The 17293-nt window shown below is 60.2% G+C and carries 17 protein-coding genes; 9 read left to right on the forward strand and 8 right to left on the reverse strand.

Features of this window, described 5'->3' with window-relative positions:
* Positions 1–22: 22 nt before the first annotated feature.
* Positions 23–1798, forward strand: a complete 1776-nt coding sequence (locus tag B8746_RS02325) for a DUF885 domain-containing protein (RefSeq protein ID WP_084391613.1) — start codon at positions 23–25, stop codon at positions 1796–1798.
* Positions 1799–2133: 335 nt separating this feature from the next.
* Here B8746_RS02325 and B8746_RS02330 read toward each other — a convergent pair whose 3' ends face one another.
* Genes B8746_RS02330 through B8746_RS02340 form a run of 3 tightly spaced genes read right to left on the reverse strand, consistent with a single transcriptional unit; the run spans position 2134 to position 5048 of the window.
* Complete coding sequence (locus tag B8746_RS02330) at positions 2134–3552, reverse strand: NAD(P)(+) transhydrogenase (Re/Si-specific) subunit beta (protein WP_084391614.1); 1419 nt, start codon at positions 3550–3552, stop codon at positions 2134–2136.
* 3 nt (positions 3553–3555) lie between these two features.
* Positions 3556–3924, reverse strand: a complete 369-nt coding sequence (locus tag B8746_RS02335) for a proton-translocating transhydrogenase family protein (protein ID WP_084391615.1) — start codon at positions 3922–3924, stop codon at positions 3556–3558.
* Positions 3921–5048 (reverse strand): Re/Si-specific NAD(P)(+) transhydrogenase subunit alpha, encoded by a 1128-nt coding sequence (locus B8746_RS02340; protein WP_084391616.1) that lies wholly within the window; start codon positions 5046–5048, stop codon positions 3921–3923. Before B8746_RS02340 ends, B8746_RS02335 begins: the two co-directional genes overlap by 4 nt.
* Positions 5049–5105: 57 nt before the next feature.
* Here B8746_RS02340 and B8746_RS02345 point away from each other — a divergent pair, with 57 nt between their 5' ends.
* Positions 5106–5873 carry an SDR family NAD(P)-dependent oxidoreductase gene (locus B8746_RS02345; protein WP_084391617.1) on the forward strand — a complete coding sequence of 256 codons (768 nt, stop codon included), beginning with the start codon at positions 5106–5108 and terminating at the stop codon, positions 5871–5873.
* A 274-nt stretch (positions 5874–6147) separates the two neighbouring features.
* On the opposite strand, the gene B8746_RS02350 is transcribed toward B8746_RS02345, so the two are convergent.
* On the reverse strand, positions 6148–7182 hold the full coding sequence (locus tag B8746_RS02350; protein ID WP_084391618.1) for a mechanosensitive ion channel family protein: 1035 nt from the start codon (positions 7180–7182) through the stop codon (positions 6148–6150).
* Positions 7183–7516: 334 nt separating this feature from the next.
* On the opposite strand from B8746_RS02350, the gene B8746_RS02355 reads away from it, so the two are divergent.
* The 4 genes from B8746_RS02355 to B8746_RS02370 all read left to right on the forward strand — a co-directional run bounded on the left by B8746_RS02355 (position 7517) and on the right by B8746_RS02370 (position 10815).
* Positions 7517–7804, forward strand: coding sequence for a hypothetical protein (locus B8746_RS02355; protein WP_084391619.1), 288 nt, complete (start codon positions 7517–7519; stop codon positions 7802–7804).
* A gap of 72 nt (positions 7805–7876) precedes the next feature.
* Positions 7877–8752: a UTP--glucose-1-phosphate uridylyltransferase GalU gene (galU, locus tag B8746_RS02360; RefSeq protein WP_084391620.1), complete on the forward strand. Its 876-nt coding sequence runs from the start codon at positions 7877–7879 to the stop codon at positions 8750–8752.
* Between the two features lie 66 nt (positions 8753–8818).
* Positions 8819–9820: an NAD-dependent epimerase/dehydratase family protein gene (locus tag B8746_RS02365; protein ID WP_084391621.1), complete on the forward strand. Its 1002-nt coding sequence runs from the start codon at positions 8819–8821 to the stop codon at positions 9818–9820.
* 17 nt (positions 9821–9837) lie between these two features.
* Positions 9838–10815 (forward strand): threonine ammonia-lyase, encoded by a 978-nt coding sequence (locus B8746_RS02370; protein WP_084391622.1) that lies wholly within the window; start codon positions 9838–9840, stop codon positions 10813–10815.
* Here B8746_RS02370 and smpB read toward each other — a convergent pair.
* Together smpB and dapA are read right to left on the reverse strand one after the other, a co-directional pair.
* Positions 10812–11291, reverse strand: coding sequence for an SsrA-binding protein SmpB (gene smpB / locus B8746_RS02375; protein WP_084391623.1), 480 nt, complete (start codon positions 11289–11291; stop codon positions 10812–10814). The genes B8746_RS02370 and smpB overlap by 4 nt on opposite strands.
* 6 nt (positions 11292–11297) lie before the next feature.
* The gene (gene dapA, locus B8746_RS02380; RefSeq protein WP_084391624.1) at positions 11298–12173 is read right to left on the reverse strand and encodes a 4-hydroxy-tetrahydrodipicolinate synthase; all 876 of its coding nucleotides are present in this window, start codon (positions 12171–12173) and stop codon (positions 11298–11300) included.
* 148 nt (positions 12174–12321) lie between these two features.
* On the opposite strand from dapA, the gene B8746_RS02385 reads away from it, so the two are divergent.
* Positions 12322–14328, forward strand: a complete 2007-nt coding sequence (locus B8746_RS02385; RefSeq protein WP_158084516.1) for a lytic transglycosylase domain-containing protein — start codon at positions 12322–12324, stop codon at positions 14326–14328.
* Between the two features lie 355 nt (positions 14329–14683).
* Here the strand turns inward: B8746_RS02385 and B8746_RS02390 are convergent, their stop codons facing one another.
* Positions 14684–15319 carry an RcnB family protein gene (locus B8746_RS02390; protein ID WP_084391626.1) on the reverse strand — a complete coding sequence of 212 codons (636 nt, stop codon included), beginning with the start codon at positions 15317–15319 and terminating at the stop codon, positions 14684–14686.
* Positions 15320–15434: 115 nt separating this feature from the next.
* Here B8746_RS02390 and arfB point away from each other — a divergent pair, with 115 nt between their 5' ends.
* Positions 15435–15872 carry an alternative ribosome rescue aminoacyl-tRNA hydrolase ArfB gene (gene arfB, locus B8746_RS02395; protein ID WP_084391627.1) on the forward strand — a complete coding sequence of 146 codons (438 nt, stop codon included), beginning with the start codon at positions 15435–15437 and terminating at the stop codon, positions 15870–15872.
* Positions 15873–15883: 11 nt separating this feature from the next.
* The gene (locus B8746_RS02400; RefSeq protein ID WP_084391628.1) at positions 15884–16618 is read left to right on the forward strand and encodes an SDR family NAD(P)-dependent oxidoreductase; all 735 of its coding nucleotides are present in this window, start codon (positions 15884–15886) and stop codon (positions 16616–16618) included.
* Here the strand turns inward: B8746_RS02400 and B8746_RS02405 are convergent, their stop codons facing one another.
* Positions 16619–17230 carry a superoxide dismutase family protein gene (locus B8746_RS02405; RefSeq protein WP_198943693.1) on the reverse strand — a complete coding sequence of 204 codons (612 nt, stop codon included), beginning with the start codon at positions 17228–17230 and terminating at the stop codon, positions 16619–16621.
* Between the last annotated feature and the right edge of the window lie 63 nt (positions 17231–17293).

A 17293-nucleotide genomic window follows, 5' to 3' on the forward strand; every position in this document is an offset into this window, starting at 1 on the left:
ATCTAGCTGTTGGAGGCAACCCATGAAATTCCCGACCCTGATGGCGGCCGTTTCGGCCGGAACGCTCATGCTTGCAGGCTGCACGACGAGCGAAACAACAACCGCGCCAAACACCGCTTCCGTGTCTGCGCCGTCCGCTGAAACCGCAGCCGAGACAGTGAGCTGGGACGCCTTCATGGCGGACTTTCTGGCCGGGTATTTCGAACTGAACCCGACATTCGCCATCTCGCAAGGCAAGCACGAATTCGACGGGCAGCTACCAGATTTCAGCGAGGCAGGCCTGCAGGCGCAGATCGACTATCGCAGGAGCATGATCACCGCCGCCAAGGCCATCGATCCGGCAACGCTCAGCGCTGCCGACGCCTTTGAGCGCCAGTATTTCATCAATACGATGCAGGGTGAGCTGTTCTGGCTGTCTGATGCTGATGAGCCGTACCTCAATCCGTCCTTCTATCTCGGACCGCTTGGCCCAAGCGTCTATGTCGCGCGGCCTTACGCCGATGCCGAGACGCGGATGAAGGCGTTCATCGAATATGCCAGGAACGTCCCGCAAGCGGCAGAACAGGCCAAGGCCAATCTCAGGCTGCCCATGCCCGAAACCTACGTGAAGCTCGGCACGGCGGGCTTCAATGGGCTTGCCGATCACTATGAAAATGGCGCGAAGCAGGCCTTTGCTGAAGTCGAAGACGAGGCGCTGCAGGCCGAATATGATGCGGTGGTCGAGGTGGCGGCAGCCGCGATGCGTTCGGTCGCAGCCTATATCGAGTCACAGCCGGGCACGCCGGATGGTTATGCGCTTGGCGCCACGAAGTTCGCGGACATGGTCCGCCTCACCGAAGGCGTCGATGTCTCGCTGGAGGAACTGGAAGCCATCGGCCGGGCCGACCTGAAGGCCAATCAGGGGGCACTCGCCGACGCCTGCACCGATTATGCGCCCGGACAGAGCGTCGCCGACTGCATGAAGAAGATGGCCGCCAACAAGCCGGTCCCCGGCCCGGTCGAAGCGGCTCGCGCTTCGCTGCCGGCCCTGAAGCAGTTCATCATCGACAAGGACCTCGTTTCCATCCCCGGCACGGAAGAAGCGCTGGTCGAGGAGTCGCCGCCCTATAACCGGCAGAACTCCGCCTATATCTCCATTCCCGGGCCGTATGAGACCGGCATGCCCTCGGTCTATTACATCTCGCCGCCCGACCCGGAATGGGATGAGGCGACCCGCGCCGCCTACATTCCAGGCCGCATGGCGCTGCTTGGCACGTCCGTGCACGAAGTCTGGCCCGGACACTTCCTGAACTTCCTGCACGCCAACCGGTCCGACTCCGTCTTCGGACAGATGTTCGTCGGCTACGCCTTTGCAGAAGGCTGGGCGCACTATGCCGAGGAAATGATGATTGATGCCGGGCTCAATGATGGCGACCTCGAAACCAGGGTCGGCCAGCTCTCAAAAGCCCTGCTGCGCAATTGCCGCTACCTTTCAGCGATCGGCCTGCACGCGCAGGGCTGGAGCGTGGATGACAGCTATGAGCTGTTCCGCAAGGAGTGCTACCAGGATGCGGGCACATCCATGCAGCAGGCCGCGCGCGGCACTTACGACCCGGCCTATCTAAACTACACCATGGGCAAGCTGATGATCCGCAAGCTGCGTGATGACTGGGTCGCTGCGAACTATCCGGATGCGACAGGCACCGAAGGCTGGAAGCAATTCCACGACGAATTCCTCTCCTATGGCGGCCCGAACATCCCGCAGGTCCGCCAGGCCATGATGGGCGAAGACGAAGCACGAGCCGTGTTTGACGAATAGGCTATTGGTTGGCCGTCATCCCGGTTTTCGCGAAGCGAAAGACCGGGACCCAGCCGCGGCTGGAGCCGAATGCTGTTCTGGGTCCCGGAATTGCGCCGCGGCGCAATCCGGGATGACGGCTATTGACGCCGATCTTTAAGCCACTTGGTGATTCCCTGTGGCTTGACCACGGGGCCATCTTCGACCCTGCGATTCCCGAGGAGGCTGGAGAGGGGCACTATGGTGTCCTTCAACGAACTCAGGATGAGGGCCGCGGAGAGACGCAGCATTGAGATAAACAAAAAAGCCCGGCCATCGCAGCCGGGCTTTCTGATTTTGGACGGAACTGGAAGGACCTAGAGGTTCTTCACAATCTCCTCGACCATCTTCTTCGCATCGGACAGCAACATCATCGTATTGTCCCGAAAGAAGAGCTCATTCTCGATGCCGGCATAACCGGAGCCCATGGACCGCTTGATGAAGAGCACCGTTCCGGCATTCTCCACGTCGAGCACCGGCATGCCATAGATCGGCGAGCTGGTATCGGTCTTGGCGGCCGGATTGGTCACGTCATTTGCGCCGATAACGAAGGCGACTTCGGAATTGCGGAAGTCGGAGTTGATGTCCTCCAGTTCGAACACCTCGTCATACGGCACCTGCGCCTCGGCAAGCAGCACGTTCATATGCCCCGGCATCCGGCCCGCGACAGGGTGGATGGCGTACTTCACTTCGACGCCTTCTTCCTTCAGCGCTTCGGCCATCTCTTTCAGCGCGTGCTGAGCCTGCGCCACTGCCATGCCGTATCCCGGCACGATGATGACCTTGGAGGCGTTCTTCATGATAAAGGCCGCATCCTCGGCAGAGCCCTGCTTGAACGGTCGGTCGACCTGCGCACCAGCAGATGCGCCGCCGCCATCTTCAGCGCCGAAGCCACCCAGGATGACCGAGATGAAGCTGCGGTTCATGCCCTTGCACATGATGTAGGACAGGATCGCACCCGAAGAGCCAACCAGCGCGCCGGTAATGATCAGCGCGAAATTGCCGAGCGTGAAGCCGAGCGCCGCTGCTGCCCACCCCGAATAGGAGTTGAGCATCGACACGACGACCGGCATGTCCGCCCCGCCAATCGGGATGATCAGCGTGACACCAAGGATGAAGGCGAGGGCTGTGAGGCCCCAGAACGCCCAGGTCGCCGCCCCATTCGACATGATCAGGATAACGATCAGCGCAACGATGCCAGCGCCTAGCGCAATGTTCAGCAGGTGGCGTGCCGGCAGGATGATCGGCGCGCCGGACATATTGCCATTGAGTTTGGCGAACGCGATCACCGAGCCGGTAAAGGTCAGCGCACCAATCGCCGAACCGAGCGACAGTTCGATGAGTGAGACCGTGTTGATCGCGCCAACCGCACCAATGCCAAATCCGGCTGGTGCATAGAGCGCCGCAGCTGCCACCAGTACGGCTGCCAGGCCGACCAGAGAGTGGAAGGCCGCGACCAGCTGTGGCATGGCCGTCATGGCAATGCGCCGGGCAATGATCGCACCGATGGTGCCACCAATTGCCGCTGCGCCGATCAGGATTCCCCAGGTAACGGCGTCCAGCAGCGGCCACAGCAGGACGAGTGTCGTGCCCACGGCGATGGTCATGCCGATCATGCCGTTGCGGTTGCCTTTCCGGCTGGTCGCCGGGCTGGATAGCCCGCGCAGGGCAAGAATGAAGAGGATGCCCGCAACGAGATAGAGCAGCGGGGCCCAGGTGTTTGTGAACTGTTCCACGGCCTACTCCCCCTTCTTCTTGTACATGGCCAGCATGCGCTGGGTGACGAGGAAGCCGCCAAAGATGTTGACGCTGGCGAGCATCACGGCGAGGCCGCCGAGTCCTTTGGCGATCCAGCCACCATTGATGTTGGTCAGGGACGCTGCCGCAACGATTGCGCCAACGATGATCACCGACGAAATGGCATTGGTAACAGCCATCAGGGGCGTGTGCAGGGCCGGGGTCACCGACCAGACGACATAATATCCGACGAAACAGGCGAGCGCGAAGATCGCGGCCAGAAACACAGTCGGATTGAAGTTGGATATCTCAGCCGCATGGGCTGGCAGCGCCAGCGCAATTGCGGATGCAATTACAGGGATGGCTTTCATGATTTCAGCCTTTCATTGACGGTTTCTCCGCCGCGCGTCAGCAGCATGGCGGTGACGATCTCATCGTCCGTGTCGAGATTGAGCGCGCCGTCCTCCGCCGTGATGAGCGGCAGGAAGGCCAGCAGGTTCTTCGCATAGAGGGAAGACGAGTCTGCGGGCAGGCGCGCGGGCAGGTTGGAGAAGCCGGCAATCTTCACGCCGTTCACATCCACAACCTCATCCGGCTTTGACAGCGGGCAATTGCCACCCGCAGCGACGGCCATGTCGACAATGACAGAGCCGGGGCGCATGGATTTGACCATGTCCTCATTGACCAGGACCGGGGCAGGGCGGCCCGGAATCAGCGCCGTCGTGATGACGATATCCTGCTTGGCGATGTGGGCCGCCGTCAGTTCAGCCTGCTGTTTCTTGTAATCGTCAGACATCTCCTTGGCGTAGCCGCCAGCAGTCTCGGCTTCCTTGAACTCATCATTCTCGACCGCGATGAATTTCGCACCGAGCGAGGCAACCTGTTCCTTGGCGGCCGGGCGCACATCTGTCGCTGTCACAACACCGCCAAGGCGGCGGGCGGTTGCGATGGCCTGCAGGCCGGCAACGCCCGCGCCCATGACGAAGACCTTGGCCGGGGCAACCGTGCCCGCAGCGGTCATCATCATCGGCATGGCGCGGCCATAGATCTGCGCGCCTTCGATCATGGCGCGGTAGCCAGCAAGGTTGGACTGCGATGAGAGCGCGTCCATGGACTGCGCCCGCGTGATCCGCGGCGTGAACTCCATGGCGAGCGCGTTCAGTTTCTTCGCATTCAGCGCATCGGTCACGTCGCCCATGGCAAACGGGTTCATCAGGGCGATGACCGTCAGGCCTTCCGGATACTTGGCTGCCTCGGCCGCGCTTGGTCCGCGCACCTTGAGCAGGACGTCAGCCCCTTTCAGCGCTGTCGCCGCCGTCTTGGCGATGGTTGCTCCTTCATCTGAAAAAGCCTTGTCGGGAAAACCCGCAACGGTACCGGCACCAGACTCAATGGTGACGGTATGTCCGAGCCCGACAAGCTTCTTCACCGACTCCGGGGTTGCCGCGACGCGCGTCTCTCCCGGACTTGTTTCTTTCAGAATTGTCAGCTTCATGGGGCGAGTGATCGGAAAAATCTTGCGTGAAAGCAATAGTAAATCAGGATTTGAGGCATGGAATTGTTTGATCTTTCGGGAAAGACAGCGCTCATAACAGGGGCATCAGGTGGCCTGGGCGCAAGCTTCGCAAGGGAGCTGGCCGCTGCCGGGGCACATGTCGTGCTCGCCGCGCGGCGTCTGGAGAAGCTGGAATCATTGGCGAATGCGATTGAGGCGTCCGGCGGAAAGGCCCTCGCCGTTGCAATGGATGTGACGGACCCTGACAGCGTGACCGCGGCATTCGCAACCGTTCAGGAAACGCTCGGAAGGCCCTGCGACATCATCATCAACAATTCCGGCATTTCCCGCGACGACTGGTTTACCCGGATGACGGAGGAAGACTGGCGCGCCGTGATGAATACCAATCTCGATGGGGTCTGGCGCGTCGCGAAGGCAGGCGCCAATGCCCTGATCGACGCCGGCAAGCCGGGGTCTATCATCAATATCGCCTCGATTACGGCGCGCCGCCCGCAGCATACGATCGCGGCCTATGCCGCCTCGAAAGCGGCGGTCGAACATTTCACCCACGTCATGGCGCTCGAACTTGCGCGTTACGGCATCCGCTCCAACGCGATCGCGCCCGGTTATTTCTCAACCGACATCAATGACGAGTTCCTTGAGAGCGAACAGGGCGAGAAGATGCGCAAACGCGTCCCGATGCGCCGCTTCGGCGAATACAGGGAACTCGCCGGTGCGCTGCTGCTGCTGGCCTCAGACGCCGGCAGCTACATGACCGGCACCACCATCGTCGTCGACGGCGGGCATCTGGTCAGCACGCTCTAGGGTTAGTTCTCGGTCTCTGCATCCATCGACAGCGCAGCGGTCTGAGGGCCTACCTCCCAATGGTTCGGTTCGCCTGTTTGGTCATGGCGGGAGATGGGCTCTCAGATGAGCTGACGCGCATCGATAGGGACGCCTGATTTCGAAGACCACCTCCCCAGAGCCGTCATCCCGGAAGACGCAAAGCGGCTATCCGGGACCCAGGCTGAGTTTAGCGACTGGGCCCCGGATATTTGCTGGTGCAAATTCCGGGATGACGATGATTATCTGACCGACGCTAGCGAGTGCTATCCCCATCCACTGCCTCGCTCCCCTCCAGAGACTGATCCCCGAGCGCAATATCCTGCGAAGGGGCGGGCATTTCGAAAGGTGCCGGTTTTTCCTCCACTTCCGTTGTCGCGCGAAAGCGCGGGAAGGCTTCGGGGTGTTCAGCCTGTAGCCAGTTGATCATCTGCTCGCGGATATAACAGCGCAAATCCCAGGCGCGAGGGCTCGTGCGGGCCGAAGCGAGCGCGCGAACCTGGATGGACGTCTTGTCCGTCTCGGAGACCTGAAGGTTCACGACATCCCCGTCCCAGAGGTCTGTTGTCCGGACGATCTCCTCCAGCTTCTCGCGCATCTTCGCGACCGGTGCACGATAATCGAGCCACCAGTAGACCGAGCCGATGATCGTGCCCGTCTTTCGGGTCCAGTTCTGGAAAGGCTTCTCGATGAAATAGGTGAGCGGCACGATGAGACGCCGCCGGTCCCAGAGGCGGACGACGACATAGAAAAGATCGATCTCCTCGATCCAGCCCCACTCATTCTCGAGCACGACCGCATCCTCGATCCGGATGGGCTGGGTGAAAGCGATCTGGATGCCTGCAATGAGATTGGAGAGAACTGGCCGGGCGGCAAGGCCGACGGCGATACCCACAATGCCTGCTGAAGCGAGCAGGGACACGCCAAGCTGCCTCGCCCAGGGCACCACCACCAGCGCCGAAGCCAGCGTGGCTATTGCACCAATCACCACAATCACGCGGCGCATCACGTCGAGCCGCGTTGCCGATTTTCGTGCTTCGAAATTGTCGTCAGTGTCGATGACCAGCTTGTCCATGCGCCGCTTGATCGAGAGATCGACAAACGCCGTGATCGCCCAGCCAATCGCACCGATCACCAGGAAACGCACGAGGACCAGCGTGTCATCGGCCAGCCCATGCCCGGCCCAGACATGGGTCGCCCCCGCCCACAGGCTCGCGGCAGCCAGCAGAATCAGCAGCGGTATCCGTAGTCTCGCAATCCAGGCGAACCTGCCCGGTGTCCTGGTCGTCATGATGGCGTCCTTTGAGTTTTGTTGCAGGAAGAATGCACGAGACCCCATGAGAGTTCTGGCATGGCGACAGCCGATGTGAGATTGAATGGAGGTCTGCACAACGCCTGGGCAGTACTGGGCCGGTTCAGACGCGCTGAGATACCTTCGCTCAAATTTGTACGGGTTCTGGACGGTATTTGGACGGTTTCTGGACGGTTGGAATCGCGGGATCGCGCAGGGAGTTTCCGCCAGTTTAGTCGCCAGAAAAGTCAGGGGTTTTGATAAATTTCATCCCACGGCTTAGCGCTTCATTAGGGATGGTATGCCACAAGGGTGACAGCAAGAAAGGCCCGCCATGTCCGCCAAGCGCAAACATGAAAATCCTGACGTGGAGATGACACCGGAAGCGGTGCAGGAATCGCAGGCAACACAGCTGAGCCCGCCAACCCGCGTCACCGAAGCGCTTGCCGATATGGACGCAGAGCCAACCCCGTCTCCGGCTCGCGTCCTGCAGGAACAGCTGCAGGAAGCGGTCGTCCGGGAAGAGCCGCGTCGCTCTGTGATGGACACGGGCCGCGTCCTGGCAGTGTCATCGGGCATCACAGCCATCATGGGCGTCTTCATCTTCTCCGCAATGTGGTGAAACCCCGGCTGGCCATGCCGCCGCAAATCGCTATGGTTCGCCACCATCCAGACAGTTCAGGGGGAAATCAGAATGGGCATTCGCAAGGCCGTCTTGCCAGTTGCAGGACACGGGACACGTGTGCTTCCCGCAACAAAATCGATTCCGAAGGAACTCCTCCCCGTCGTCGACCGGCCGGCTCTCCAATACGTCGTCGACGAAGCGCTGGAAGCCGGTATCGAGCATCTTGTATTTGTCACCGGGCGGGGCAAGCAGGCCATCGAGGACTATTTCGACCATGCTTATGAGCTTGAGGATTCCCTCGCCGCCAAAGCGTCGAAGGCGGACATCCTGAAGGACGTGCAACGGACCAAACTGCCTGCCGGCGCGGCCAGTTTCACGCGCCAGCAGGCCCCGCTCGGGCTGGGGCATGCTGTCTGGTGTGCCAGGGACATTATTGGCAATGAACCTTTCGCCGTTTTGCTGCCGGACGTTATTGTTCGCGCCAGGCCCTCCTGCCTCGCCCAGATGGTCGAAGCGTTTGACAAGACTGGAGGCAATATAGTCGCTGTGGACCCGGTGCCGGAAGAACTCGTTTCTTCCTACGGCGTCATTGCGCCAAAGAAGCGTGATGGCCGTTTGATTGAAATGAGCGGCATGGTCGAGAAGCCGCCTCGCGAGGAAGCGCCGTCAAACCTCAAGATTACCGGCCGCTACATATTGCGCCCTGAAATCTTTGGACTTCTTGAAGATCAGGGGAAGGGTGCAGGCGGGGAGATCCAGTTGACCGACGCTATGGTCCGCCTGATGGAATCCCAGGCCTTCTTCGCCTATGAGTTCGACGGCGAGGAGTTCGATTGCGGGTCAAAGTCGGGATACTTCGAAGCCGTCGTTGCGCATGCGCTCCAGCACCCCGAGACCGCCGAGGACGCGCGCCGCATCCTCGCAAAATACAGCGATGCTAGCTGACGATCACGGTCATTTGCTGTCGCTTTCACGCGGGCGAGGCTATAGGCTCCGTTGCGAGGAGCACGCATGAAATTTCTTGTGACCGGGGTCGCCGGCTTTATCGGCTCGAGTATTTCCAAGGCCCTGCTTGACGCCGGCCACGACGTCATAGGCATCGATAATCTCAATGCCTATTACGATGTTGCGTTGAAACAGGAGCGCCTGCATCGCTTGCAAGCAAGCAAGGCTTTCCAGTTCCACAAGATGAATGTTGCAGACCATGAAGCGCTGCTGGCTCTGCCCGAACGCGATTCGATTGACCGGGTGCTTCATCTCGCCGCGCAGGCTGGTGTTCGCTATTCGCTCGAGAACCCGTTCGCCTATGCCGAGTCCAATATGACAGGTCATCTCGCCGTGCTGGAATTCTGCCGCCGGGCGGCAAAGGCCCCCCTCCTGATCTATGCGTCTTCAAGCTCGGTCTATGGTGATGACGCTGTCGCGCCGTTCAGCGAAGATGCCAATGTCGACCGGCCAGTTTCCCTCTATGCAGCCACAAAGCGCGCGGATGAATTGATGAGCCAAGCCTATGCCAAGCTCTACGATATCCGCCAGATCGGTGTTCGATTCTTTACGGTGTATGGTCCTTGGGGGCGCCCGGACATGGCCTATTGGTCGTTCACCGACCGCATTCTCAGGGGCGAAACAATCCGCGTTTTCAATGGCGGAAAGATGAAGCGCGATTTCACCTTCATCGAGGATGCCATCGCGGGATTGATGGCCATCGCGACGCGTCGCGCGATCTTTGTGGAAGGCGAACTTGCCCATAAACTCTACAATATTGGTCACAACCAGCCGGTCTCGTTGATGGACTTCATTGCCACGATCGAGGCGGCGACGGGCCAGAAGGCGCGCATGGCGCTTGAGCCGATGCAGCCCGGCGATGTGACCGAAACCTGCGCCGACATTTCGCGCATGCAGGCCGATTACGGCTACAAACCAAAGGTGAGCCTTAGCGACGGCATTGGCCAGTTTGTTCACTGGTTCCGGACCCAGCGTGTTGCCGCCGGGCCAGCCTTGCGACGGTTTTAACAACACGGACAAGACTCATGCGGATGCCAACGGCTGAAACGGTTCTTGAGGCTCATACGCGCTTGCAAGGCTGCGTGCTCACGACCCCTGTCCTTCGCAATGATGTCCTGGACGAATTGGCAGGCGCGCGTCTCTTCATAAAATGCGAGAACCTCCAGCTGACCGGCAGTTTCAAGATTCGTGGGGCGATGAACCGCCTCCTGCAGATTCCGCCTGAAAGGAAAGCGGCAGGTGTGGTTGCCTTTTCGTCCGGAAACCATGCGCAAGGTGTGGCCCGGGCGGCAAGACTGCTCGGCATGCCCGCCCTGATCGTCATGCCGTCCGACGCACCAGGTGTGAAAATCGCAGGCGTCCGGGCTGACGCCGCGGATATTCATCTCTACGACCGCAATACCGAAAGCCGCGAAGCTATTGCTGAACGCATTGCGCATGAAAGGGGCGCGGTGCTGGTGCCGAGCTTCGATGACCCGTTCATTGTCGAAGGGCAGGGCAGTTGCGGGGTTGAATTTGCCCGTCAGACGCAAGAGCTTGGCGTGGAACTGGACCACATCATCTGCTGCGCGGGTGGGGGCGGGCTGATCACTGGACTGTCACTTGGTTTCACGGCTTCAAGCCCTTCAACAAGGGTCTGGACTGCCGAGCCGGCGGACCATGATGACTGGCGCCGGTCACTCGATAGCGGCGATATCCAGGTGAACGAACCGGGTACCCGGTCGATATGCGATGCTATCCTGACGCCATCGCCTGGAGAACTGACCTGGGAGCTTGGCAAACAGCTGCTGGCCGGCGGACGGGCGGCCTCCGACGACCAGATTCGCGATGCGATGCGTCTGGCGTTCCGCCATCTGAAATTGGTCGTGGAGCCGGGCGGCGCCGCTGCGCTCGCCTGCGCCCTTCACGATCTGCCTGCACAGGCGAAAGGCGGGAACGTCGGCATCATTATATCAGGTGGCAACGTTGATCCGAAACAGTTTGCGGCAATCCTGACCGGCTAGTTTTCCTTGAGGATCCGGGCCTTGTCGCGCTGCCAGTCGCGCTTTTTCTGGGTCTCGCGCTTGTCAGGGGCACGTTTGCCGGTCGCCACGCCGATCAGAAGTTTCGCAATGCCGCGCTCGTTGAAATAGAGCTTGAGCGGCACGATCGTGCGGCCGGCCCGTTCGACGGCCTGCGCCAGTCTTGCCACTTCCCGTTTCGACACGAGCAGTTTGCGCCGGCGCTTGGGCTCATGATTGAACTGGTTCGCGCCTTCATAGGGCGGAAAGTCAGAGTTAACGAGCCAAAGTTCGCCTTCCTCGACGGCGGCGTAGGATTCGGCGATGTTCGCGCGGCCATTGCGCAGCGATTTCACCTCGCTGCCTGAGAGGACAAGGCCAGCCTCCAGCGTGTCTTCGACATGGTAATCGAAGCGGGAACGGCGGTTCTCTGCCACCAGGCCGTCGCTGCGGCCCTTGATCTGGTTCTTCTTGGACATGCCTGACTATATAAGGCCTGCAATTTCCATTGCAGCGTCAATCTTCGCGCGCGCTGCTTCGTCCGGTCCGACGATTGGCAGCCGGGTCGACGCCTCGCACAGTCCAAGCCTGGATAGCGCATATTTCGCAGGTCCCGGAGACGGCGACAGGAACAGCGCCTTGTGAAGCGCGATGAATTTCTTCTCGATTGCCTGCGCGACGGCGATGTCGCCTTTGTCGACGGCTGTGTGCAGCGCCGCCATGTCCGCTGGCGCAACATTGGCCGTCACGGAAATACAGCCCGTTCCGCCCATGGCGCGGTGTCCGAGTGTCAGGGGATCGTCGCCACAAATCTGGACAAATTGTTCCCCTTCGAGGCCGGCTGCATGCAGGCTGACCCGGGCAAGGTCGCCCGCAGCATCCTTGATTCCGACAATATTCGGATGCTTGCCGAGCCGGATGACAGTGTCTGGCAGCAGGTCGGAGACCGTGCGCCCTGGTACATTGTAAAGGATGATCGGCATCGCGACAGTTTCGGCAATTGTCCGGAAATGGGCTTCAAGACCGGCCTGATCAGGCCTGTTGTAATAGGGGCAGACACATAGGACCGCGTCCGCGCCCGCTTCCTTGGCGTGCTCGACGAGGCCGATGGCTTCGCGCGTCGAATTGGAGCCAGCGCCGGCAATGACAGGGATCCGGCCAGCGGTGACCTCAATGCAGAGTGTGACGACTTCGCGGTGCTCTTCATGGCTCAGCGTTGCCGATTCGCCGGTGGTGCCACAGGGAACCAGAGCACCGGCGCCAGCTTCGATCTGGCGTTCGACCAGATCAGCGAATGCCTTGCGATCTACGGCCCCGTTCTTGAATGGCGTGACGAGAGCAGGAATGGAACCATGGAACATCGTAATATTGCCGCGATTTATATGTTGAACACTTGTGTTGGAATCGGTGACGTCGTGTTTGGCACGGCGACACCTATAAGGAAACAGGCAGGGCTTTATGCGCGTTAGCACATCAAGGGCAACTCTTGCAGCAGCAATACTCGCAACAATGACAGCGGGTAGCGCGGCTGCCATACCGACGGCGCCGAGTCTGAAACCGGATCTGGCTGCTGCATCCAACGTCGTGTCGACGACCGATGCTGGCATATTGCGGCGCGCCATCGATGCTGTCGAAAGCAATAACTGGTCGACTGTCCGCTCGCTGGAAGCACAGGCCCGCGATGAAACCGTTCGCCAGCTCATCCTCTGGTACCGTGGTCGCGGAGACGTCCAGATGTCATTCGATGAGCTGAACGGACTATTGAGCACGCAGGGCGACTGGCCGCAGATGCGTAGCGTTCAGGTGCGTGCCGAAGAGGCGATCAGCCTGTCTGCCCTGAACAATGAGCAGCGAATTGCATGGTTCGAGAAAGCCGGTGGTCCGATATCCGGTTCTGGCAGACTTGCCCTTGCCGAGGCTTATCGAAGGACCGGCCAGATGGACAAGGCGACGCAAATCATTCGCGATGCCTGGCATGGAAATACGCTGAGCGCTGATGAGACTTCAGACGTCCTGTCGACCTATGGCAGCAGCCTGACCCAGGACGACCATCAGAAGCGTGCAGACTTCCTGATGTGGACGGCGCAGCACACTGCCGCCCGCCGCCTGATGCCATACCTGAACTCAGACTGGACGAAGCTGACGGAGGCCCGCATTCGCCTGCAAGCCCGCGCGAGCGGTGTCGATGCCGCCGTCGATGCAGTTCCTGCGGGCCTTCAGGATCATCCAGGGTTGCTATATGACCGCGCCAAGTGGCGCCGACGCGCGCGACAGGCTGAAAGCGCGTATGTTCCGCTCCTCACGCAGATTAACGGCGCTGATGTGCCACCTGCCGGCCGCGACAATCTCTGGGGCGAGCGCAATCTCGCCATCCGCGATGCGTTGAAAGAACGCCAGTTCCAGACGGCCTATGCGCTTGCGGCACCGCACGGCATGAGCGACGGGACTGACTTTGCTGAGGCAGAGTGGATTGCGGGCTGGATTGCGCTGCGCCATCTCAATCAGGCCGACCGCGCTCTGGCGCATTTCCAGACCCTTGCTGAAAACGTCTCCACACCGATCAGCCTCGCCCGAGCCTATTACTGGCAGGGCAGGGCGAGCGAAGCGCTGGATGACGATGAAGCGGCCAAAGCAGCCTATGAGGAAGCTGCAAAATATCCTTTCGTCTATTACGGGCAGCTCGCGGCTGAAAAGGTCGGCAAGGCTCAGCTCTATCTTCAGGCGCAATCCGAGATTACCGAAACTGAGCGCGACGCCTTCAACCGGCGTCCGCTTGTGCGGGCGTTAAAGCTGCTCGCTGAGAATGGCGAGTCTGGCGAATTTCGTCAGTTCGCTTACCATCTCGACGACTTGCTCGACAGCGAAGCAGATTACCTGCTCCTCTCGCAGCTTGCTTCAGATTATCTCTACGCAGATATTGGCGTTCGCGGCGCGAAAGCTGGCCTCGCCAAGGGCATTGTCGCGACCGAGGCAGCCTTTCCTGTTCCGGATTACCCGCTATTGCGCGAGCCGCGCGTCGAGCGCGCCATGATGTACGCGTTGTCGCGTCAGGAAAGCGAAATGAACCCGTCTGCGGTGTCGCACGCCAATGCGCGCGGTCTTATGCAGTTCGTGCCTCGCACGGCGCAGGCTGAAGCTCGCAATATCGGCTTGCCCTTCAAGACCTCCTGGCTGACCGACGACCCAGGCTACAATATGACACTTGGCGGGGCGCACCTCGACACGCTGCTGAACCAGTTCAATGGTAGCTATATCATGACGGCCGCCGCCTATAATGCCGGGGCATCTCGTCCGCGCCGCTGGATCCAGGAATATGGCGACCCACGTGCAGGTGAAGTCGATCCGATTGACTGGGTGGAATTCATTCCATTCTCCGAGACTCGCAATTACGTCCAGCGCGTGCTGGAGAATACGCAGGTCTATCGCCAGCGCCTTTCGCAGGAACGCGTGGACATCCAGCTGACCTCTGACCTGCATCGCGGGCGGATGTGGAACACGCTTCCCTCCGCAAACTAGCCGATGGGCCTGCTATACCCGAAAACGAAAAGGCCACCCGATAAGGGTGGCCTCCGTGAGCCGGATGGGCTCTGAATCCTGGTCAGGTCAGACCTGACCTAAAGTCAGTGCTAGCGCACAGAGAGAGGTTGCTCTCCAAGGCCACCAGCACGAACGGATCCAATTCCCGTTCCTGGTTTCTCACTAGACATTGGATCACCTCCTTTCAGCTGTTGAAAACAAAGCACCGACCGACAAGCGCTCGCGTGCAGGTCAATTAAAGCACGACTCGTGCCTAATGGAAGATGAACAATGAAAAAGCCCGGCGACAAATGTCGCCGGGCCGATGCAGTCCAGGTGGTGGCGAGCCGATCACCTATTGCGCCAGGATACCAACTGCGAGGCCAATAATGGCACCGGTAGCGACCGATGCGAGAACGGCGTCTCCATTATAGCCGTCGCGGACCCAGTGGTGTCCGTGCGGCGGACGGTAGAGGCCATAACGGTCATAGTCGTGGATGACGATCGTGCGCGGGCCGTAGGTGTAGTAGCCGCCGATCCTATAGTGAGGGTGGTAATAGCCCGAATTATAATGGAAGGAGATGCCGGGACGCGGGCGGTAATAGCTCGGCGTGCTGTAATAGTATCGGTTTATAACGCGCGGCGCGCGGTAGTGGTAATTGTTCACCCGCCGATAGTCGCGACCACGATGCCAGTGGCCGTGATGTTTGCGGCCACGGTTCCAGTCATGATGTTTGTGATGACGTCCCCGGTCCCAGTCACGGTTGCTGTGATGGCGCCCTCTGTGCCAGTCACGATTATGGTCGTGACGGCGGCCGCGATCCCAGTCTCCGCGCCGTCCACGGTCACCACGGTGGCCGCGATCACCGCGATCATGATAGCCACCCCGGTCGCCACGACCGCGATCATCGGCGGCCGCCAGGGGGGCGAGTGTTGCAACCGCAAGAGCACCTGCTGCGCCCAGGCGCGAAAGAATAGACAAGAGAGCCATTCAAGCCTCCAATACGAATTTACCGGATTCCCGGCAGGGTTCTGGTTCCTGACGCGAAACCTTGCTTCAAGAATATGGTTGCAAGCTTGAACCCTAGCTGAACAGACCCTTCATCATGACAGCCTCGCAAGACTTAAAGATTAATGACGATATTTCAGTGCCATACTGGGAACTTGTCGAAACCTTCACAAGGTCGTCGGGGCCCGGCGGGCAGAATGTGAACAAGGTGTCCTCTGCTGTGCAGTTGCGATGGAATGTCGACGCGTCCTCCATCCCCGCACCGGTCAAGGAGCGCTTTCGCCGTCTCTGGGCCAATCGCATCACCAAGGAAGGAGATGTGATCGTCGATGCCAGCGAACACCGCTCCCAGGCACGCAATCGAGATGCCGCGAGGGAACGTTTGACGCTGATGATCCGCAAGGCGACACAGAATCGGAAGCGACGAATTCCGACCCGGCCGGGACGAGGTGCCATTGAACGGCGGATCAAGGCCAAGAAGGAAGTCGGGGAAAAGAAAGCGCTGCGTGAGAAGATCAAGCGAAGCGATATTTAGGGAGGAGCTGAGTGCTCGATTTTAGCGGTAAGAAAGCTCTGGTCGTTGGCGGATCCAGTGGAATTGGAAATGGCATTGCGCAGGCTTTTCGCGCCCGCGGTGCAGCGGTAACGGTCTGGGGCACCCGCGCCTCGGCTGCAGACTATGATGGCGGCGAAGGTTCAGACCTTTCCGGCCTGACTTACGCAAGGGTCGATGCCTCCAACCGGGATGACGTTGACCGCGAAACAGCGCTGATTTCCTCGCTCGATGTACTCGTCCTCTGCCAGGGAACGGTCCGCTACAATCGGGAGGAATTCGAACGGCCGGGCTGGGACGCAGTCATGGAGGTCAACATCACCAGTGTGATGGACGTCGCACGAGGTCTTAAGGCCACCCTTGCGGCGGACGGCGGCGGCAGCATGATCATTGTGAGTTCAGTGGCCGGGTTTGGCGCTACGATCGGGACGCCGGCCTATGCGGCTTCCAAACACGCAGCTGTTGGCCTGACCAAGACTCTCGGCGCCGCCTGGGCACGAGATGGAATTCGCGTAAACGGGCTTGCGCCGGGCCTTGTCGAGACGAAGCTGACGCATGTCACAACAAGGAACGAGAAGCGCCTCGCCGGCGCTTTGCGCAGTATCCCTCAGGGGCGTATGGGCACCCCCGACGATATGGCAGGGGTGGCCATGTTCCTTGCTTCGCCGCTAGCGAGCTATGTGACAGGCCAGACCATCATTGCTGATGGCGGCCTGTCTCTACAGTAACTATTGCACCACTGAGCACGCCACACGGCCGCCCGCGCCGCCAATGGGCTGGCTGAGATGATCGTCGCGGCCCTCATGAATGATGATGGCGCCGCCATCGTCATCGAGAACATCGGACAGGCTGACCAGATCGGTGAACGTCTCATAGCGCACCGAGCCATCGTCGAAGGCAAAGAGGTTCGGGAGGTCGCCGGGCTCAGGTCCGGCCGGATTGAGCAGGCCATGTCCGCCTTCAACCTTGCCGACATGACCGCCGGAGGCGGTGTACTCGCCGGTGTCAGAGCAGTCGCCAGTCTGATGGATGTGGACGGCGTGCCAGCCGGGCTCAAGTCCGCCAGCGTCTACGGCAACCTCCATGAGGATGCCGTTCGGACCTTCGATGAGATTGACCGAACCGATGCTTGAGCCATCAGCGCCGAGAAGGTCACCCGTCGCCCGCATCATCGATGGTAGCGATTCCATGCCATTCGCGTCAGGCGCAATTTCGGCGTCTTCGACAGCAGGTTCCGTTGGCTGCACCTCATCCTCCTGTGCCGTCGAGGCTTGCTGGGAGCAGGCGAACAGGATGGAAAACGCGGCAACTGTTGAGGCCAGGGTAAACGCACGTGACATGGGAGACTCCTTCGATATCTTTCCGCGGAACAGGATTGATCAGTTTCGTATCGAACGCGTGTT

Source organism: Henriciella pelagia (assembly GCF_002088945.1).
Classification (GTDB): Bacteria; Pseudomonadota; Alphaproteobacteria; order Caulobacterales; family Hyphomonadaceae; genus Henriciella; species Henriciella pelagia.

Excerpts from the sequence above, each read along its gene's own strand:
- B8746_RS02325 (WP_084391613.1), top strand. The coding sequence starts at position 23 with ATGAAATTCCCGACCCTGATGGCGGCCGTTTCGGCCGGAACGCTCATG.
- B8746_RS02335 (WP_084391615.1), bottom strand. The coding sequence starts at position 3,924 with ATGAAAGCCATCCCTGTAATTGCATCCGCAATTGCGCTGGCGCTGCCA.
- B8746_RS02340 (WP_084391616.1), bottom strand. The coding sequence starts at position 5,048 with ATGAAGCTGACAATTCTGAAAGAAACAAGTCCGGGAGAGACGCGCGTC.
- B8746_RS02345 (WP_084391617.1), top strand. The coding sequence starts at position 5,106 with ATGGAATTGTTTGATCTTTCGGGAAAGACAGCGCTCATAACAGGGGCA.
- B8746_RS02350 (WP_084391618.1), bottom strand. The coding sequence starts at position 7,182 with ATGACGACCAGGACACCGGGCAGGTTCGCCTGGATTGCGAGACTACGG.
- B8746_RS02355 (WP_084391619.1), top strand. The coding sequence starts at position 7,517 with ATGTCCGCCAAGCGCAAACATGAAAATCCTGACGTGGAGATGACACCG.
- galU (WP_084391620.1), top strand. The coding sequence starts at position 7,877 with ATGGGCATTCGCAAGGCCGTCTTGCCAGTTGCAGGACACGGGACACGT.
- B8746_RS02365 (WP_084391621.1), top strand. The coding sequence starts at position 8,819 with ATGAAATTTCTTGTGACCGGGGTCGCCGGCTTTATCGGCTCGAGTATT.
- B8746_RS02370 (WP_084391622.1), top strand. The coding sequence starts at position 9,838 with ATGCGGATGCCAACGGCTGAAACGGTTCTTGAGGCTCATACGCGCTTG.
- smpB (WP_084391623.1), bottom strand. The coding sequence starts at position 11,291 with ATGTCCAAGAAGAACCAGATCAAGGGCCGCAGCGACGGCCTGGTGGCA.
- dapA (WP_084391624.1), bottom strand. The coding sequence starts at position 12,173 with ATGTTCCATGGTTCCATTCCTGCTCTCGTCACGCCATTCAAGAACGGG.
- B8746_RS02385 (WP_158084516.1), top strand. The coding sequence starts at position 12,322 with ATGACAGCGGGTAGCGCGGCTGCCATACCGACGGCGCCGAGTCTGAAA.
- B8746_RS02390 (WP_084391626.1), bottom strand. The coding sequence starts at position 15,319 with ATGGCTCTCTTGTCTATTCTTTCGCGCCTGGGCGCAGCAGGTGCTCTT.
- arfB (WP_084391627.1), top strand. The coding sequence starts at position 15,435 with ATGACAGCCTCGCAAGACTTAAAGATTAATGACGATATTTCAGTGCCA.
- B8746_RS02405 (WP_198943693.1), bottom strand. The coding sequence starts at position 17,230 with ATGTCACGTGCGTTTACCCTGGCCTCAACAGTTGCCGCGTTTTCCATC.